The following is an 18,519-nucleotide window of genomic DNA, read 5'->3' as shown; positions in this document are numbered from 1 at the left end:
TTTGTAATACATGTTTTTATTTTACACCCATCAATTCAACATCAAAAATTAATGTTGCATTTGGTGGTATTACACCTCCAGCTCCACGTTCTCCATAAGCTAAATTAGAAGGAATTACGAAGCGAGCTTTATCACCAACTTGTAACAATTGAATTCCTTCATCCCATCCAGAAATTACTTGGCCAACACCAACATTAAAATCTAAAGGTTGTTTTCTTTTGTATGATGAATCGAAAACAGTACCATCTAACAATTGTCCTTTATAATGTACAGATACTTTTGCGCCTTTTGTAGCTTGCTTTCCATCACCTTTTTGCAATACTTTATATCGTAACCCACTCTTAGTTTCATCATAACCAGAAGCTACTTTATCTAGCATTTCTTTTTGTTTTGCTTTTGCTTCTGCTTCACGTTTTTCTCTTGCCCCTTCAAAAGTTCTAAAAGCTTCTACAGCGTTAAATTTTTCTGCATTTTCACCAACTCTAATAATTTCTACAGACATATCATCACCTTGAGCAACAGCATCAACAACATCTTGCCCTTCAACTACAGATCCAAAAACGGTATGTTTACCATCTAACCAAGGAGTAGGCACATGAGTAATGTAAAACTGACTTCCATTAGTTGCTGGTCCTGAATTTGCCATAGCTAATTTTCCTGGAGCATCGTGTTTTAAATCTGGGTGAAATTCATCATCAAACTTATAACCAGGATTACCAGTTCCTGTTCCTTGTGGGCAACCTCCTTGAATCATAAAATCAGGAATTACTCTATGAAATTTTAATCCATCATAATATGGTGTTCCTTGAGGTTTTGCTGAGTTTTCTAAGTTACCTTCTGCTAGTGCAACAAAGTTTCCTACGGTTCCAGAAGCTTTTTCGTGTTCTAATTGTACTAAAATATTACCTTTTGGTGTTTTGAATTTTGCGTAAATTCCGTTGTTCATTATATTTAATTTAATTATTTATATTTTTTCTGAAATGATTCAGAATAGTATTATTTTTTTGCGTTTAAAATTGATAAACTATAAGTAAAACCAATATTTAGATTGGTAGAATTTACTTTTCCATAAGGAGTTGAGGCGCTACCTGCAGCAATATTGAATTTTAAGTTATCATTAATATGATAATTTATACCAATATTTGGTCTTACTAAAATTCCTTCTCCTGTATCAACACCTGCACCACCTGCAACACCACCTAAAAGTTCTACAAAGGTAGAAACTCTATTATTAAAAATTGGATTACTGCGAATACCTAAACCAAAAATTCCATGTGCGTAACCCCCAGATTTGCCTTCGTATGCAAAAGAAGCTTCACCTACAAAATAAAAACGTTTGTTTAAATCGTATAGAATTTTTAAAGCGATCATTTGTAAATCTACATTAGGTCCAGCGTCTTTAGCAACATCGAAATAAGTTTGATTTTGAACTCCAATTCCAATTCCTCTTGTTTTAATTTTTGAGGCAGTTTTTCCTGTAAAAGGATCTTTAACACCACCACTTAAACCGTAATATTTTAAACTAAAGCCAGCAGTATAGGCTTCAAAAGTACCACCAATTGCTCTATGATATCCTCCATGAACACTTACTCCTAAATGATTTGTAAGTCGTACATCAAAACCTGCATTAGGGTACATTGTTAAACCACCTTCTGGATATATTCTTCCACCTGCAGCACCTATGCCCATTTTAGCAAAGAAATTTATGTATTTGGTTTCTATAAAGTTTTTACCAACACCAAAAAATAAATCCATAAAACCAGATACTAAACCAGCATACATAGCATCTGCATGCACATAAACAAAAGTATCTGGAGTTAAATATCTTTGATATTCGAAACCTAAGATTGATAAGGTTTCTCTTAAAGGTTTATAGGGTGGATTTGTTGTGATATCTGCCCTAGACATTCCAATGGGGAAAAAGTAATCAAAGGTGAGTTGTTGCACACTTTTTACGGCAGGTTTTTGCCAAAATTCATCAGTTAAATTGTCACCAACAATAAAAGTTTTTTGAGCGTTTTTGTATGAGCTTGTTCTAACCAAAGTTGGAATTTCTATAAAAAATGAGATGTTATCATTCTTTTGAATTCCCGTAAAAAAATTCATGTAGCCATATTGCGCTCCAAAGGAAAAACCATTTTTTTTAAACTGTAAACCGATATTTGGATACATGATTCCCCCACCATTTACCAAGCTTCGAAATCCACCACCACCACCAAAATGTAAATTGGCATCAAAATATAAATTTTTATATATTTTTTTATTGACGCCTAAATTTATTCCAAGGGTAAATAAACCTCCTTGGTCTCCTGTAATAGCTGTATGAAAACCTGCACCAGTATATAACCAATCATTTAAAGGAAAATTATAATTTAATCCGATAAAACCCATTGTGGGGTCTAATTGATAACCTACTTCACTAAAAGGTTGATGAATTAAAATATAGTTTAATCGAATGCTGTTATGTAATTCTTTACCTTCTAAATCATCTAATGTTAAAATTTGCGCATGGTGATATACGCTAAAAAGAAGAAAGAATAAAAGAAATACTTTTTTCATACAATTACTTTTTAAACTCGCTCGTAAAATGCAGTTTTACTGAAGGATATTTGCTCTGAGTCATTTGAATGGTAAAAGCAGAATCAGCTAAAAAAACCAATTGACCTTGTTTGTCTTTTGCTAAATAACGCTGTTTTACTCTTTTAAAATCTTTGAACTCATCATTTTTAGGATTTTCTGGTTCTACCCAACAAGCTTTATGAACACTCAGGTTTTCGTACGTACATTTTGCGCCATATTCATGTTCTAAACGATATTGAATTACCTCAAATTGTAATGCACCTACTGTACCAATAACTCTTCGTCCATTCATTTCTATAATAAACAATTGGGCAACACCTTCATCCATTAATTGATCTAAACCTTTGTATAATTGTTTAGATTTCATAGGGTCTGCATTGTTTACATATCTAAAATGTTCTGGAGAAAAACTTGGAATTCCTCTAAAATTTAAATCTTCGCCTTCGGTTAAAGTATCACCAATTTTAAAGTTTCCTGTGTCGTGTAAACCCACAATATCACCAGGAAAAGATTCGTCTACAATTTCTTTTTTTTCTGCAAAAAAGGCATTCGGACTAGAAAATTTCACTTTTTTGCCATTTCGAACATGCAAGTATGGCGAGTTTCTTTTAAATGTACCAGAAACTACTTTTATAAAAGCCAATCTGTCTCTGTGTTTAGGATCCATGTTTGCATGAATTTTAAACACAAAACCAGTCATTTTTTTCTCTTTAGAATCTACCAAACGCTCTTCTGCTTTTTTGGGTTGTGGTGAAGGTGCAATTTCTATAAAGGCATCTAACAATTCTTTTACACCAAAATTATTTAAAGCAGAGCCAAAAAATACAGGCTGAAGTTCGCCTTTTAAATATTCATCATGATTAAATTCTGGGTAAACTTCGCTAATCAATTCTATTTCATCACGTAAAGTTTCGGCTGCAGTTTCTCCTACAGCTTTATCTAAATCAGGATTTGATAAATCATCAAACTCAATACCTTCTGAAATTGTAGTTTTTTTATCACCTGAAAAAAGATTTAATTTCTTTTCCCAAATATTGTAAATTCCTTTAAAATCGTAACCCATTCCTATAGGGAAACTCATTGGGGTAACTCGCAAACCTAATTTCTGTTCTACTTCATCTAACAAATCGAAAGCATCTTTACCTTCTCTATCTAATTTATTGATAAATACGAGCATAGGTATGCTACGCATTCTACAAACTTCAACTAATTTTTCGGTTTGTGGCTCTACACCTTTGGCAACATCAATTACAACAATTACACTATCTACAGCAGTTAAGGTTCTAAAAGTATCTTCTGCAAAATCTTTGTGACCTGGTGTGTCTAAGATGTTTATTTTTTTATTTTGATAGATAAAAGCCAACACAGAAGTTGCCACAGAAATTCCTCTTTGACGCTCAATCTCCATAAAATCGGATGTGGCTCCTTTTTTTATCTTATTATTTTTTACAGCACCTGCTTCTTGAATTGCACCACCAAACAAAAGTAATTTTTCTGTTAATGTTGTTTTTCCAGCATCTGGATGCGAAATGATACCAAAAGTTCTTCTACGTGCTATTTCTTCTAAAAAACTCATTTACAAATTTTGAGGTGCAAAGATACGTTTTAGAATGGCAATTATCAATCTAAAATTTCAATGGTCATTTGTATGTCGTTTACAGGCCATTCATCAACGCCTACTTTTACTTTAGAGATTTTATCCATCGTATCGAAACCAGAAATTACTTCACCAAAAACAGTGTGTTCGTTATTTAAGTGATGTGCTCCCTTTCTACTATGAACGATGTAGAACTCAAAAGGACTAGATAATTTATCAGGATTGTTTTCCCACTGTCTAGCAGCAGCCAAAGCTCCGTATTTGTGCTTTCTATGTGGTCTAAATTCAGGTTTCATTAAATAATTTCCATATTTTCTCCGCTGTTTTTGGGTGTACATATTATCTGAATTCCCTCCTTGAATTACAAAATTTTTAGCGACTCTGTAAATAACTGTGGTATTAAAGTACTTAATTTTAGTAAGAAAGATAAAGTTTGCTCTATGTATTGGTACATCTTTGTAAAGGCGCAGTTTAATATTCCCAAACTTTGTTTTTATAATAACTTTAGTTTCTGGGTTTTGTTTGCCATAGGCTGCTAAAAAAGCTTCTGTATTGTTACTATTTAAACTATCCCATGGTTTTGCGATTTTCTTTTCTTGTTGTTTTTTTATTGATAATGTATCCGCATTTACATCCTTTTTATCGATTTCTTTTTGGGGAGAATTGCATTGAAAGAAAACTAGTAAAATAAGTAAGAAAAATACTCGATACAAAAACTTCATGTTGTTCAATTTAAAAAGACTTCAAATATAAATCATCAAAATAAAAGAATAGAAAAACCTTATGATTTTATAATAAATTTAAGTTTTAAAGCTTTTTGTTTGGTTTATATTTGCAAATATGGAAGAATTGGTAGTTTTAGTTGATGAAAAAGATAATAAAATAGGCTTGATGCCTAAAATGGAGGCGCATGAAAAGGCACTTTTACATAGGGCTTTTTCGGTATTTGTTTTTAATAAAAAAGGCGAATTAATGCTACAACAAAGAGCAGCACACAAATACCATTCGCCATTATTATGGACAAATACTTGTTGTTCTCATCAAAGAGATGGTGAAACCAACCTTGAGGCAGGCAAAAGAAGATTGCAAGAAGAAATGGGTTTTACTACTGATTTAAAAGAAGTTTTTTCTTTTAAGTACAAAGCACCTTTTGATAATGGTTTAACCGAACACGAATTTGATCATGTAATGATTGGTTATTTTGATGATGTGCCTAACATTAATAAAGATGAAGCTGAGGCCTATAAATGGATGTCTTTAGAAAAGGTTAAAGAAGATATTGAGCAAAATCCGGCTATATATACAGCGTGGTTTAAGATAATTTTTAAAGAATCTTACGAAAAACTAAGCAATGCCTAAAGTTACAGTTCATAGAAAAGCACATTTTAATGCCGCTCATAGATTATACAGAAAAGATTGGAGTGACGAAAAAAACTTCGAAGTTTTTAACAAGTGCAGTAATCCTAATTTTCATGGCCATAACTATGAATTAATTGTTTCGCTAACTGGGGAAATTAACAAAGAAACTGGCTATGTATTTGATTTAGGGATTTTAAAAAATTTGATAAAATCGGAAATAGAAGATTGCTTTGATCATAAAAACTTAAATATAGAAGTCGCTGAATTTAAAGATTTGAATCCTACAGCAGAAAATATTTGTGTTGTGACTTATGAAAAACTACGCAAGCATTTACCAACTGAATTAGATTTAAAAATAACCTTGTATGAAACTCCAAGAAATTTTGTGAGTTATTCTGGCAATTAATTCAAGATTATCTCCTTTTTTTGTGAAGGTTTATAACATAATTTAAATATCCGTAATTGTAATAAGAAAAGCCTTTAAAATTAAGATGTTTCTCTAAAGAAATGTCGTTTTCTTCTAAATTTTTAAAAAATTTAATTTCCGCTTCATGTAGTTTATGGTCTTTCAGCCATTTTCCCATAAAATCCATTTCAGAAGAATAGAGAACAGATATATCTATTTTAGAATTTATTTTATTCAAAAGATTTAAGCGTTCTTTGATGTAAATAAAGTTTCTATTCGGGTTTTTTACATAATCATGAATTAACAAACGATCTACATGTTCGCTAATTTCTTTAACCTCAGTATGCTTAAAATTACCAATATAAGCTTCTACTTCAATACCTTCATCTAACTCTTTTGCTAAAGTTTTCATGACAAATAAGGATTGTATAAAATATTTAAAGGAGTTTTCTCTGTTACAAGGTAATTGTACATTTTTAAGATAGGTATTGCAATAGTAACCGTCTTCTAAAGATTCTTTTTCGTTCCAATACTCATATTCTAAATTATAAACGTCAAATCTTTCTAATTTATCTTTTCGAGATATGTTATAAGGATGAATAGCTTTTATAAAAAAATTACTACTCTCTCCAGATGCGCTTAATTTTTTTATACCAAATTCTGTTCTAGCTTTTTTGATGAAACTAGCCAATAAATGATTTTTACTGAGGTCTCCCAAATGAAATCTTTTATTGATTTTATGCAAATCATAAAGAATAAGTGTATTTATTTGATGATTTTTAGAAAATTCTAAAAGCTCATTTTCTAAAGTTGTAGACCCAAGTATGGTTGCAAAATTATCAACATAAAGGGCTCTGTTTTCATATTTCTTTTGGCCATAACAAAATGATGTTGCAACTAAAAAGTATAAAAGTAATTTGTGAATTTTCATTTACATTTATGAACTTGTAATAAAGTCTATAAATATAATCATTTATTTTAAGGTTACCATTTGCAATTCAATGACAAATCAAGTACGGCTCAATTTTTAAATTAATCAGTTTAATAATCGGGTTCAACACCAGTTCTTCTTAATTTTTCAAAACCCACCGATTTTTTGAGTTCAGAATATTTAAAGTAGGTAAATTCTGTAAAATTTATATTCTTGTATTTCGATATGTATTTTTTAAATTTTTTCTCTGTACTTTCTAACGAGTTATATTTTAGATAACCAGACATAAACAATGGTTCGGATGATAAAAGGATGGAAACTTCATTAGAACATCGACTTTGAGATATCATTTTTAATTTTTTTTCAATTTTTTTAAAACTGAATTGCACATTATCACCATAAGCACTTAGTCTAAATTTGATGTTGTATTTCTTTAATTTAAGGATTTGTTTTTTATTAAAACTCCCCAAATACACTTCAATATCTAATTTATAATTGGCATCTTTTCTTAAAAAGTCTAGTACGCTTATGGTTTCTTCAAAGTATTTGAAACTGCCTTCTTCTGTACATGGAATCTTATTTTTTCTTAAATAATTTTCGCAATAATATCCTCCTAAATCAGAATTTGTTTTATGCCAGAATTCATATTCAATATTGTATGCGTTGAATCTTTCAATTTCAAGTTTTCTTGTATCATTATAAATATGTAAGTAGTTTAAAAAAATCTCACTATTTTCTCCAGAGGCTATAACTTTATCAATATTGTATTTTGTTTTTGCAAGTGTTATAAAATCAGCAAGAACTCTAATTTTATTTTCATCATTAATTGGTAATCGCTTTCTTACCAAATGTAACTCATACAAAATTAGTTGGGTGAAATTATTGTCTTGGGCAAAATAAAGTAGTTGTTCTTCTTCATCTTTATTACCTAGAATATCGTTAAAATCATCTACGTATAAAGCTCTTTGTGCAGATAATACATTAAAAGAAAAGATGAATGCAAAAAGTATATTTATCTTAAAATGTATATTTCTCATTTTATTGGGGGAATTTATGTGAATATACGATTTTATTTCTAATAATAGTAAAAATATAAATAAATCGTATTAAAATATTTTGATGCTGTACTATAGAGAAATTAGTATAAAATTAATAATTTAGGAATATTATATTTTGCTTTTAAACTTAAATTAAGACATTTTTTTTATCATTAAAAAACGCAGTTCAACAATGATACTTTACACATTTAATTTCTTTGCCAAAAACTTAAAATACCCTACTCAATTTTAAAGAGAGTATAATGTGTTTTGAGAATTAAAATTGACATTTAGGGTTTTTCTGAAGTAATAATTACTTCATTTTTATCGATTTTAGAATCAAAATCAGTAATCTGTGAGTTGTTGTAATACTTTACTGATTTTGCCAAATAATTGTAATTGTAATAGGTGAAATCTGTAAATTTTATTTTTCTTAAAAGACCTTTATTATTCTTTTTTAAGCTATCAATAAAAATATTTTCACCTTTTTTTAAAGAATTATATTTTAACCAACCGCCCATAAATAAAATTTCTGAAGAGTAAATTATAGATGTTTTTGGCATATTTTTTACTTCTGATAGATATTCTAAGCGCTTATTTGCAAAATTAAATCCGTGCTTCGGATTTTCTACATAAACATGAATTAGAAGTCTATCTACGTAATTAGCAATTTTCTTAATTTCGTGTTTATAATATTTACCTACGTAAGCTTCTACTGTAACTTTATGACTGTTTTCTTTAGCGAGCTTTTTCATAACAGCTAAAGAGTTGATAAAGAATTTAAAGCTATTTTTTCTATTGCAAGACTGTCCTGTTTTTTTTAGGTAATTTATACAATAATAACCACCATTTTCTGAAGGAGATTTTTTCCAATATTCATACTCTAAATTATAGGTGTCAAACCTTTCAACAGGATTTATTCTAGACATGTTATAGGCATGTATAGCCTTTATAAAAAAATCTGCACTTTCTCCAGAACCACCAACACCTGCAAGGCCGTAATTTATTTTTGCTTTAAAAATAAAACGAGCTAGAATATCGTTTGTGTTAAGATCTGCTAAAGGATAATCTCGGTTTATTTTATGTAAATCATATAAAATAATTTTATCAAAACCATTTTTTACGGTAAAATCTAAAAGATTATTTTCTTTTTCATCATTACCAAGAATGTCGTAGAATTGATCTACATAAAGAATTCTATTTGCACTGTAAATTTGAAATACAGTAAACAGCATTATCACTAGAAATTTAGGGAATTTCCATTGCATACCTAAGGGGATTTAAGGGATTTAACAGCTGTAAAAATACAACTATTTTAGCTAACGATTAAAAAATATCAATAATTAATTTGGTATAATAATGCGAAATAAACTGGATTTTTTTAACAATTTATAAATGTGATTATTCCTAATTTTTAGAATAAGAAAAATAAGCAACTGATTTTTCTAAAAAAGAATAAGTATGATAACTAAAACCATCTAAATTTATGCTTTTCTTAAGCAAATAGTTGTTAGCATTCATGGCATTAAAAAATTGCTGTTCTGCAGTATCTAAACTATTTGATTTAAACCAATATCCCATTTCATTCATGCGTGTAGTATACAAAATGGATGTTTTAACGTTGGTCTTAATTTTAGAAATTAGAGATAAACTCTTTTTAGCAAAATTAAAAGATATCTTTGGTGAATTTCCAGAGGTTTGTATAATTAACCGATCACAGTATTTTACAATTGTAGAAATTTCATTTTGAGAATAATACCCTAAATAAGCCTCTGTTTTTATAGGGTGCTTATTGTTTTTACAAAGGTTGTTTAAGTGTTTTAAATTGGCTATAAAATAATTAAAAGATCCGCTTCTATCGCAAGGTATTGCGTTTTCTTCTAAATAATTTACACAATAATAACCATTAGGCCCAGAAGCTTTTTTAGACCAATACTCATATTCTAAATTATAAATATCAAATTTTTCTTCAGCTTTATTTCTAGTATTGTTGTAGGGATCAATTACATCTTTAAAAAACAGAGCAGACTCACCAGAAGCACCTATATATGTTATGCTAAATTTAGTTTTGGCTTTCTCAATAAATTCAGCCAAAACACTGTTTTTTCTTGGGTCAGTTAAATTCCAAATTTTATCAACTTTATTGAGCTGATATAAGATGAGGGTTTTAAAATTATTACGTTGAGCAAATAATAATAATTTGTCTTCTTTATTTGGGCTACCAATAATATTGATAAAATTATCTACATATAACGTTCTTTGCCTTCCAAAAATAATTGTAGTTGATAAGATGCAAAAAAGTAGGGCTAGGGTTATTCTCAATTTCAATTAAAATAATGCATTATAATAGTTGAGGAACAAAGTGGTAAAAATAATGAAAACTTTTTATTGTATTCATTAATTGAGATACTAATTTGTAAGTTTTGATCTTTATTTTTACAATTTTTGCATCAAATTATAATGAATTATTTTTTTAAGAAGAAAAAAATGTTTTTATATTTTTTTAACGTCTTTTACCCGTAATTAAATTGTATAAAACACTAATTATTGCAATTACCAATAGTATATGAATTAAATTTCCTGTTGGCATTCCAGATGCAAGACCAAAAAAGCCTAACAACCAAATTATTATACAAATTACTGCAACTAACCATAATATACTTCTCATAATTTTATTTTATTTATTTGTTATGGTTGTAAATTCGGTCTAATTCATCTATAAAATTAACACTATCCATTTAAATCTTATCTTTGTTGCATCAATAACTGATAATTATGAAAATCATAGCAATGATTCCTGCACGTTATAGTGCATCACGTTTTCCTGGAAAATTAATGAAAGATTTAGGTGGAAAACCTGTAATTTTAAGAACCTATGAGGCTGCTTTACATACTAATTTATTTGCTGATGTTTATGTAGTTACAGACTCTGATGTTATTTTTGATACAATAGAAAATGCAGGTGGTAAAGTGATAAAGAGTACAAAAGAACACGAATGTGGTTCTGATAGAATTGCAGAAGCTGTTGAAAATTTAGCGGTAGATATTGTAGTAAACGTTCAAGGTGATGAACCTTTTATTGATGCAATTTCTTTGTCGAAATTAATTGATGTTTTTAAAAAAGACATAAAAAAAGAAATTGATTTAGCATCGCTAAAAGTAGAAATTACCGATAAAAAAGATATCGAAAACCCTAATAACGTAAAAGTAATTACAGACTATAATAATTTAGCAATTTATTTTTCTAGAAGCGTAATTCCATATCACAGAGATACAGATATTAAGGTAAAGTATTACAAGCATAAAGGAGTCTATGCATTCAGAAAACAAGCGTTAATAGACTTTTATAACACACCAATTACACCTTTAGAGGCTGCCGAAAAAATCGAAGCAATACGATACCAAGAAATTGGTAAAAAAATAAAAATGGTAGAAACCTCTGTTGAAGCTGTAGGTATTGATACTCCAGAAGATTTAAAAGAGGCGATAAAACAACTTAAAAATGTTTAAAAATATAAAAGTTATTGCTTTTGATGCAGATGATACACTTTGGGTTAATGAAACTTATTTTAGAGAGGCAGAACATGCATTTGCAAAACTATTAACAAAATACGAAACAGAAAATAAAACAGACCAAGAGCTTTTTAAAAAAGAGATAGAAAACTTACGTTTATATGGTTATGGTATCAAAGGGTTTGTACTATCTATGATTGAATGTGCATTAGAACTTTCTAACTATCAAATTAGTCAAAATAAAATTGAAACTATTTTAAATATTGGTAAAGAAATGTTAGAAAAACCAATAGAGCTTTTGCCAGGAGTAAATGAAGTTTTACAAGCTCTACAAGGAAAATTTAAGTTGATAGTTGCCACCAAAGGAGATCTGTTAGATCAAGAAAGAAAATTAGCAAAATCTAACTTATTAAAATATTTTCATCATGTAGAGGTTATGAGCGATAAAAAAGAAAGCGATTATCTAAAACTCATTAAACATTTAGATATTCAGCCTTCAGAACTTTTAATGATTGGTAATTCTCTGAAATCAGACGTTTTACCTTTAATTAAAGTTGGGGCAAAAGCCATTCACGTACCTTTTCATACCACATGGGCTCATGAAGAGGTTTCTGTAGAATCGTTTTCTAAAAAGCAGTATTATACACTGCCAAATATTAAAGAAGTTTTACAGTTGATATAAATAAAATAAACTAAATTTGCACTTTATAAAAGATACGATTTATGGCAAGTATAAAGAATTTAAAAAAGGATATCAATTACGTTTTAGGTGATGTTATTGAGTATACTTTAGATGTTTCAATTTTAAAAAATGAAACCCAAAAAGGTGAAGCTATTGTAGATGAGGCTATTGAAACTTTCGACAGTTTAATTGCAAAAGTTAACGCAAAAAATATTGAAGATAAACAAGCACATTTTAAAGCGATTAATGCTGAACTAGAAACACAGGCAAAAGCGTTGGTAGAAAAAGTAAATAGCTTGTGATTTTAACAAATTATAAACAAAATTTTAAGACCAACATTATTCTTTAATGTTGGTTTTTTTATAATTTAGACGCAATAAAAATAAAAATTATACGTTTTGTTTAACATAAATCTTTAAGTAAAATGGCTAGAGCAATGTTTGAATACACAAAAACTGTGTTACAAAAAGTGAGTTTCAATTCTGAGTTGTTTTGTAAAGAGTTAGAAAAAGCAATGAGTAGATTGTTACCTTATGAAATAGATGAATTGGTCATCTGGTTAAAACAATTTACAGCTAATAAACCAGAATTATACTCTTGTTTGAGTCTTGTAAAATGAAAAAAGGAAGCAAATTTGCTTCCTTTTTTTAATGTTTAGGGTTTGGTTCTTTTTGTTTGTACCTCCTCATTAATTTTCTTCCAAACTCCATTTCTGCAATTTGTAATTTAATTATTTTTTTATAAGATATTACATGGACTATTTTTTCAGTAAATTTTTGTTGTGATGCAAATAATTGTTTGTCTGTTTGTAACTTTAAATCAATTAATTTTTTTGCATCCTCTTCAGTAATATTATCCACATCTTCTTTTTTAATAGTTTTTCTTAATGTAGATCTGTAGTTACCTCTAATAGAATGCTGTTCTTTATTGTATGCATTATATACAGGCCAAAATTTTTCAGCTTCAGTACTGGTTAGGTTTAATTGCTCTGTTAAATATGCAATTTTTAAAGCTTTTATTTTTTCCCAGCTTTCTTTTCCTTTCTGTGATTGTATTGAAAGTGTACAAAAAAGTGAAATACCTATAAAAGTGATGATTCTTTTCATAATCTATAATTTTAGTTTAATTCATTTAATAGTGACGTATTATCTATTGAATTAATGTAATCTTCAATACTTTTGTCGTTAAGATTAGCAAAAGAAAATGCAGTTTCATCTAAAATTTCATCTTCCAAAATAGTGATAATTTCACTCGTGTTTATGGTATTTTCGTTTAGCCAATATTCTATTTCAGCGTCTGAAATATTTTCAAAATTAAGTTCGTTATTGATATTAAAAACAAAGGAATTTAAGCTAATAAACAAAGCAATTGATGCTGCAGCTGCATATGGTATTACTTTAAACAAACGCTCTCTAAAAGTAATAACTTTCGTTGATTTTTTGTCTATGTTAATATTTGCTAATATCTCTTGCTCTAAGTTTTTAAAGTAATCTTTAGGAACTTTAAAAGCTGTAGTTTTATCAAAGTTATCTTCAGTAATTTTAGCTGAAACATCAAATTCAATAGTGTCAAAATAATCTGTAGGTACATCAAAAAATGGTTTTTTGCCTACCTTATTTTTTATAAAATTTTCGCTATGTTTAATTTCGTTTTCCATTGTTAGTTAGACCTATATAAAATTAAAAGGTTTAATGTGATTTTGTTTTTATGTAGGTTTCAATTTTTTTTACAGCATGAAAGTAGGAAGCTTTTAAAGCACCAACAGAGGTTTCTAAAATTTCAGAAATTTCATTGTATTTTAGTTCATCAAAATACTTCATATTAAAAACCAATTGTTGTTTTTCTGGCAATGTGGCAATTGCTTTTTGTAAAATAATCTGAATTTCATCACCTGAAAAAAAGACATCACTTTCTAAAGTACTTGCTAATTGTTGATGGTAGTCAGAAATATCTAGATTCCGTTCTTTAGCTCTTTTGTTGATAAATGTTATAGATTCGTTTGTGGCAATTCTATACATCCAAGAGTACAATTTACTTTGTTGGTTAAATTTTTCGATATTTTTAAAAATTTTCACAAAGGTATTCTGTAAAACATCATCAGCATCATCATGTACAATAACAATTTTTCGAATATGCCAATACAAACGCTCTTTGTACTGCGTAATCAATACTTGAAAAGCCTTTTCTCTGGTTTTCGGGTTTTGAAGTTGTACTACTAAAGAAATTTCGTCTGTCAAAAAAAACAAGGTTTTTTATAAGACAGTAAAATACTAAAAAGGTTTAAATAACTTTTGTATAAAATTTATAAATATTTGTGATAATTACTTTTTCACTCTTGTTCTAGAGTAACCAAACAAACGTTTTTGTTTTATGATTTCTGCAATACCTTCTGGTAACATTTCTTCCCATCCTTGCTCTCCATGACGAATCATTTTAAGAACTGTTCTCGAGAAAATGTCTAAAATATCTTTATCAAAGTCAGTAATATCTAAAAGTTTTCCATTGTTTTTAAAGAATTTATACAACTCTTTCATTCTTGGGTGTACTTTTAAATTTTTACTATTAATGTATTCGCCAGAATCAGGATCATGATAAGGGTACATGTATACTTTTAAATCTCTGTAAAATAGTTTTCCAAACGCTTCTAAAATTCCACCACTTAAATCACGATAATATTTTTCATCAAAAATCTGAATCAAGTTGTACACTCCCATAGCCAACGCCATTCTTTCTTTGGTAAATTCACTAAAGTATTCTACCAATTTAAAGTATTGTTGAAAACTGGTGATCATTACATTTTGCCCTAAAGAACACAATAATTCAGCTCTGTCTAAAAAGTCTCTTTCGTTTATTTTACCTTCTGCAGATAAATTACTTAACGTAATTTCAAAAATAATTTGTGTTTTGCTTTCTTCAACTTTGTTTTCTTTTAAAAACATTCTTTTAGACTGCTCAAACATATCCATATTTACTTTGGTAACAGGTCTAAAGCTACCTCTTAATGCTAGGATATTTTTCTTATAAAGTACTTGAGCTGGTAATAAATTATTTCCATCAGGCCCAAACATTACTGCATTGGTCATTCCATTTTTAAGGAGTTGTAAGCTCATTAAACGATTATCTACATACATAAAACGTGGTCCAGAGAAATTAATCATGTCAATTTCTAACTGATGATTTCCTAAATTATCGTAAAAAGATTTTACCAATTCTTTAGGATTATCATTTAAATAAAAAGCACCGTAAATTAAGTTAACACCTAAAATACCAAGGGTTTCTTGTTGTAATCTTGCATCTGTTTCTTTAAAACGCAGGTGTAAAACAATTTCATTGTAACCTTCTAAAGGATCTAATTGAAAACGGATTCCTACCCAACCATGACCTTTAAATTTTCGTGCAAAATCAATGGTGGTTACTGTATTTGCGTAGCTAAAAAAAAGTTTGTTAGGGTGTTTTTCTCTACTTAAACGATCTTCCATTAAGTCAATCTCATGCCCTAACATTTTTTTTAATCGTGGTTGAGTTACATAACGCCTGTCATCTTCAACACCATAAATTGCATCCGAAAAATCTTTATCGTAAGCACTCATTGCTTTTGCAATAGTTCCAGAAGCAGCTCCAGACCTAAAAAAATTACGAGCAGTTTCTTGTCCTGCTCCAATTTCGGCAAAAGTTCCGTAAATATCAGTGTTTAAATTTATTCTTAATGCTTTGTTTTTTGTAGTAGGTACACTACTAATTTCTTGATCTCCTCTTAAAGAAATAGCCATATTAGGTTTTTTATGTAGTTAACAAATGTACTAAATTAGTGAGCTACCAGTCAATTTTTATCTTATTTTTGTTGGGATGAAAAAAGATAAAAAACTGTTAAATATTACTTTTTTAGGTACAGGTACATCTCAAGGAATTCCTATGATTGCCAGTAGCGATCCTGTTTGCTTATCAAAAGATGCCAAAGATAAACGTTTGCGTTCCTCTATTTTAATTTCTTGGGATGATGTTTCGTACACAGTTGATTGTGGTTTAGATTTTAGGCAGCAAATGTTAAGAGAAAATGTGCAGTCTTTAAATGGTGTTTTTTTTACACATCAGCATGCAGACCATATAGGAGGTTTAGACGATTTAAGAGCATTTTGCTATAAAATAGGGGAGATGCCCATTTATTTGAATAAATTAACCTTAAAAAGTTTAGAAAAAAGGTTTGAATATATATTTGATCCTGCACTTAAATACCCAGGAGCACCTACAGTAAAACCAAATATTATTCATAAAGAAACGTTTAAAGTAGCTGGCTTAGAAGTAACACCCATTGAAGTTTTTCATGGTAAATTGCCAATTACTGCATACCGTTTTCAAGATTTTGCCTACATAACAGATATTAAATATATAGAAGAGTCAGAAAAAGAGAAATTAAGAAATTTAGAGGTTTTAGTAGTGGATGCTTTAAGAATTGATGAACACCCTACCCATTTTAATTTACAAGAAGCGTTAGATTTTGTAGAGGAAATTCAACCTAAAAAAGCATACTTTACTCATATCAGTCATAAATTAGGTTTTCATAAAGAAACTTCAAAAATTCTCCCAAAAAATGTTTTTTTAGCCTATGATGGTCTTAAACTTAGCTTATAGATTTTAATACTTTGTTTTTTAGTGTATATTTGTCTGTAATGCTTATGTTTAACAGACTTTGCACAATGGTAAATATAATTCAAACAAAATCTAACCACGATTAAAAACGCATGGAAAATAATCCTGAAACAAACAAAAAATCAACTGCTAGCCCACAAGTAGATAGCAGAATTGCAGCTGTAAGAGATCTTATTTTTGGAGAAAATATTCAACAATATGATTCTGAATTTGCAGATGTCTATGAAAAAATTGAGTCGCTAAAAAATAGTACCAATAAAAATTTAGCAGAAGCTGTAACGAATTTAGAAAATAAATTATCAGATTTAGAGAGTTTAGTAGATCATAAATTTCAAGATTTAAATGATGATTTAGACAAGCGTTTAGCAGATTTAGATGATGAAAAAGCAGATCGAAGAAAACTAGGTAAAGCTTTAGAAAAGATAGCCCTGATGTTGCAGGAATAAATGGGAAACTCAACTCTAGATAATAAAAATGTAGACAATCGATTTGAGTTGCTAAAAGAACTTTTATTAGAAGATGATAGAAAAAATCTTAGTCTTCTTAAACAAGAGATTCTTGAATATGAAAAGTTTAAGGATGAAGTATCTCCTTTAATTGATGGAAAAATAGAAGAATTAAAAATTAATTTTCCAGAATATTTTGGTGATACTATTACAGAAACTATAAAAATTCAAATAAGAGACTCAAAAGATGAGGTTGTAGAAGCACTTTATCCTATTATAGGTAGGCTAATTAAGAAATTTATTGTTGCAGAAATAACCAAACTAACAGAGTCTATTAACCAAACAATTAATGAGAAATTTTCTATTTCTCAAATTATCAAACGTCTTTTTAAAGGAAAGAGAACAGATGCAGATGATGTTTTGCAAGAAGTTTTTGAACCTATTATCGAAGAAATTTTTGTCATAGAAAAGAATTCAGGTTTATTAAAAGGAAATTTTTCAAGAGGTAATATTGCAGATAAAGATATGGTATCTGGTATGTTAACTGCTATTAAATCTTTTGCAGAAGATGCTTTTTCTAAAGAAAGTCAAGATTTAGAAGATATTAGATTCGAAAATTTTCAGCTATCCATTCAAAATTTTAGAACCATATATATAGCAACAGCAACTTCTGGAATTTTAAACCTAGACTTTAAAGAAAAACTTTATGATGATACAAATACTCTTGCAGAGCAAATACTTAAAGACAGAAGTTTTTTAGAAGATGAAGAGCGGTTAAGTAAATTAATCTTTGAAACTTTTATCTTAAAAGATTAGTAGTATTAATAATATTTAAATGATAGCAAAAAAAGTTTTACTAGTAGGTAATTTTGGTGTAGGTAAAACTTCGCTGATAAGAAGGTTTGTGTTAAACGAGTTTTCTGAAGATTATATAAGTACCATTGGTGTTAGGGTTAGTACTAAAATTATAGATTTAAATACCGAAAAAATTAAATTATTAATTTGGGATGTTGCTGGTACAAATGCAGATGAAAAAGTACCCAAAGCTTATTTTTTAGGCGCAAGTGCTGCCATGTATGTTTTTGATGTAACTAGAGAAGACACATATTTAAATTTAGAGCAGCAATTAAAGGTTGTTAAAGATTTATCTGGCTTAAAAAACATTACTATTGTTGGTAATAAAAATGACTTGCTTTCGCATACAGAATTACAAGCTGTTAAAGAAAAAATAGCAATACCTATTGATTTAATAACAAGTGCTAAAGAAAACGACAATGTTGAAGACGCTTTTATTACTTTAGCAAAACAATCCCTAAACTAA

Annotated in this window: 23 protein-coding genes; 10 read left to right on the top strand and 13 right to left on the bottom strand. The window is 29.0% G+C overall.

Annotated features, from left to right (window positions below; genetic code table 11):
- Nucleotides 1-16: 16 nt before the first annotated feature.
- Genes ACTG3V_RS02430 through ACTG3V_RS02415 form a run of 4 tightly spaced genes read right to left on the bottom strand, consistent with a single transcriptional unit; the run spans nt 17 to nt 4,899 of the window.
- Nucleotides 17-946, bottom strand: a complete 930-nt coding sequence (locus tag ACTG3V_RS02430; RefSeq protein ID WP_439130533.1) for a peptidylprolyl isomerase — start codon at nt 944-946, stop codon at nt 17-19.
- 50 nt (nt 947-996) lie between these two features.
- Nucleotides 997-2,559, bottom strand: coding sequence for a hypothetical protein (locus ACTG3V_RS02425; RefSeq protein WP_439130532.1), 1,563 nt, complete (start codon nt 2,557-2,559; stop codon nt 997-999).
- 4 nt (nt 2,560-2,563) lie between these two features.
- Nucleotides 2,564-4,156, bottom strand: a complete 1,593-nt coding sequence (locus ACTG3V_RS02420) for a peptide chain release factor 3 (protein ID WP_439130531.1) — start codon at nt 4,154-4,156, stop codon at nt 2,564-2,566.
- Between the two features lie 44 nt (nt 4,157-4,200).
- Nucleotides 4,201-4,899 (bottom strand): peptidylprolyl isomerase, encoded by a 699-nt coding sequence (locus ACTG3V_RS02415; protein ID WP_439130530.1) that lies wholly within the window; start codon nt 4,897-4,899, stop codon nt 4,201-4,203.
- A 118-nt stretch (nt 4,900-5,017) separates the two neighbouring features.
- Here ACTG3V_RS02415 and idi point away from each other — a divergent pair, with 118 nt between their 5' ends.
- Both idi and ACTG3V_RS02405 read left to right on the top strand, forming a co-directional pair.
- On the top strand, nt 5,018-5,536 hold the full coding sequence (gene idi, locus ACTG3V_RS02410; protein ID WP_439130529.1) for an isopentenyl-diphosphate Delta-isomerase: 519 nt from the start codon (nt 5,018-5,020) through the stop codon (nt 5,534-5,536).
- Nucleotides 5,529-5,942 carry a 6-pyruvoyl trahydropterin synthase family protein gene (locus tag ACTG3V_RS02405; protein WP_439130528.1) on the top strand — a complete coding sequence of 138 codons (414 nt, stop codon included), beginning with the start codon at nt 5,529-5,531 and terminating at the stop codon, nt 5,940-5,942. Before idi ends, ACTG3V_RS02405 begins: the two co-directional genes overlap by 8 nt.
- Before the next feature lie 7 nt (nt 5,943-5,949).
- Here ACTG3V_RS02405 and ACTG3V_RS02400 read toward each other — a convergent pair whose 3' ends face one another.
- From ACTG3V_RS02400 to ACTG3V_RS02380, 5 genes are all read right to left on the bottom strand, one after another.
- Nucleotides 5,950-6,873: a hypothetical protein gene (locus tag ACTG3V_RS02400; protein WP_439130527.1), complete on the bottom strand. Its 924-nt coding sequence runs from the start codon at nt 6,871-6,873 to the stop codon at nt 5,950-5,952.
- 110 nt (nt 6,874-6,983) lie between these two features.
- Nucleotides 6,984-7,910: a hypothetical protein gene (locus tag ACTG3V_RS02395; protein WP_439130526.1), complete on the bottom strand. Its 927-nt coding sequence runs from the start codon at nt 7,908-7,910 to the stop codon at nt 6,984-6,986.
- A gap of 290 nt (nt 7,911-8,200) precedes the next feature.
- Nucleotides 8,201-9,145 carry a hypothetical protein gene (locus ACTG3V_RS02390; protein WP_439130525.1) on the bottom strand — a complete coding sequence of 315 codons (945 nt, stop codon included), beginning with the start codon at nt 9,143-9,145 and terminating at the stop codon, nt 8,201-8,203.
- A gap of 172 nt (nt 9,146-9,317) precedes the next feature.
- Nucleotides 9,318-10,232 carry a hypothetical protein gene (locus tag ACTG3V_RS02385; protein ID WP_439130524.1) on the bottom strand — a complete coding sequence of 305 codons (915 nt, stop codon included), beginning with the start codon at nt 10,230-10,232 and terminating at the stop codon, nt 9,318-9,320.
- Between the two features lie 181 nt (nt 10,233-10,413).
- Nucleotides 10,414-10,578 carry a lmo0937 family membrane protein gene (locus ACTG3V_RS02380; RefSeq protein ID WP_439130523.1) on the bottom strand — a complete coding sequence of 55 codons (165 nt, stop codon included), beginning with the start codon at nt 10,576-10,578 and terminating at the stop codon, nt 10,414-10,416.
- 107 nt (nt 10,579-10,685) lie between these two features.
- On the opposite strand from ACTG3V_RS02380, the gene kdsB reads away from it, so the two are divergent.
- The 4 genes from kdsB (at nt 10,686) to ACTG3V_RS02360 (ending at nt 12,724) form a co-directional block, all read left to right on the top strand.
- Nucleotides 10,686-11,420 (top strand): 3-deoxy-manno-octulosonate cytidylyltransferase, encoded by a 735-nt coding sequence (gene kdsB / locus ACTG3V_RS02375; protein ID WP_439130522.1) that lies wholly within the window; start codon nt 10,686-10,688, stop codon nt 11,418-11,420.
- A complete protein-coding gene (locus ACTG3V_RS02370) occupies nt 11,413-12,105 on the top strand; it encodes an HAD family hydrolase (RefSeq protein WP_439130521.1) in 693 nt (230 codons plus the stop codon). Before kdsB ends, ACTG3V_RS02370 begins: the two co-directional genes overlap by 8 nt.
- 41 nt (nt 12,106-12,146) lie before the next feature.
- Entirely contained in the window at nt 12,147-12,407 is a 261-nt protein-coding gene (locus tag ACTG3V_RS02365; protein WP_439130520.1) for a hypothetical protein, read from the top strand.
- A 122-nt stretch (nt 12,408-12,529) separates the two neighbouring features.
- A complete protein-coding gene (locus ACTG3V_RS02360; RefSeq protein ID WP_439130519.1) occupies nt 12,530-12,724 on the top strand; it encodes a hypothetical protein in 195 nt (64 codons plus the stop codon).
- Nucleotides 12,725-12,752: 28 nt separating this feature from the next.
- On the opposite strand, the gene ACTG3V_RS02355 is transcribed toward ACTG3V_RS02360, so the two are convergent.
- The 4 genes from ACTG3V_RS02355 to ACTG3V_RS02340 all read right to left on the bottom strand — a co-directional run bounded on the left by ACTG3V_RS02355 (nt 12,753) and on the right by ACTG3V_RS02340 (nt 15,875).
- Complete coding sequence (locus ACTG3V_RS02355) at nt 12,753-13,211, bottom strand: sensor of ECF-type sigma factor (protein ID WP_439130518.1); 459 nt, start codon at nt 13,209-13,211, stop codon at nt 12,753-12,755.
- An 11-nt stretch (nt 13,212-13,222) separates the two neighbouring features.
- Nucleotides 13,223-13,762 carry a hypothetical protein gene (locus tag ACTG3V_RS02350; protein ID WP_439130517.1) on the bottom strand — a complete coding sequence of 180 codons (540 nt, stop codon included), beginning with the start codon at nt 13,760-13,762 and terminating at the stop codon, nt 13,223-13,225.
- Nucleotides 13,763-13,793: 31 nt separating this feature from the next.
- The gene (locus ACTG3V_RS02345; RefSeq protein WP_439130516.1) at nt 13,794-14,342 is read right to left on the bottom strand and encodes an RNA polymerase sigma factor; all 549 of its coding nucleotides are present in this window, start codon (nt 14,340-14,342) and stop codon (nt 13,794-13,796) included.
- An 84-nt stretch (nt 14,343-14,426) separates the two neighbouring features.
- The gene (locus ACTG3V_RS02340; protein WP_439130515.1) at nt 14,427-15,875 is read right to left on the bottom strand and encodes a TonB-dependent receptor; all 1,449 of its coding nucleotides are present in this window, start codon (nt 15,873-15,875) and stop codon (nt 14,427-14,429) included.
- Between the two features lie 76 nt (nt 15,876-15,951).
- On the opposite strand from ACTG3V_RS02340, the gene ACTG3V_RS02335 reads away from it, so the two are divergent.
- The 4 genes from ACTG3V_RS02335 (at nt 15,952) to ACTG3V_RS02320 (ending at nt 18,519) form a co-directional block, all read left to right on the top strand.
- Nucleotides 15,952-16,734 carry an MBL fold metallo-hydrolase gene (locus tag ACTG3V_RS02335; protein WP_439130514.1) on the top strand — a complete coding sequence of 261 codons (783 nt, stop codon included), beginning with the start codon at nt 15,952-15,954 and terminating at the stop codon, nt 16,732-16,734.
- A gap of 110 nt (nt 16,735-16,844) precedes the next feature.
- A complete protein-coding gene (locus ACTG3V_RS02330; RefSeq protein WP_439130513.1) occupies nt 16,845-17,198 on the top strand; it encodes a hypothetical protein in 354 nt (117 codons plus the stop codon).
- Nucleotides 17,199-18,014: a cell envelope biogenesis protein OmpA gene (locus ACTG3V_RS02325; protein WP_439130512.1), complete on the top strand. Its 816-nt coding sequence runs from the start codon at nt 17,199-17,201 to the stop codon at nt 18,012-18,014.
- A 19-nt stretch (nt 18,015-18,033) separates the two neighbouring features.
- Nucleotides 18,034-18,519, top strand: a complete 486-nt coding sequence (locus ACTG3V_RS02320; protein WP_439130511.1) for a Rab family GTPase — start codon at nt 18,034-18,036, stop codon at nt 18,517-18,519.

Origin of the sequence: Polaribacter sp., from assembly GCF_965660385.1 — a bacterium.
GTDB lineage: Bacteria > Bacteroidota > Bacteroidia > Flavobacteriales > Flavobacteriaceae > Polaribacter.
Note: the sequence above shows the minus strand (reverse complement) of the source record. Positions and strands in the feature narration are given on the sequence as shown.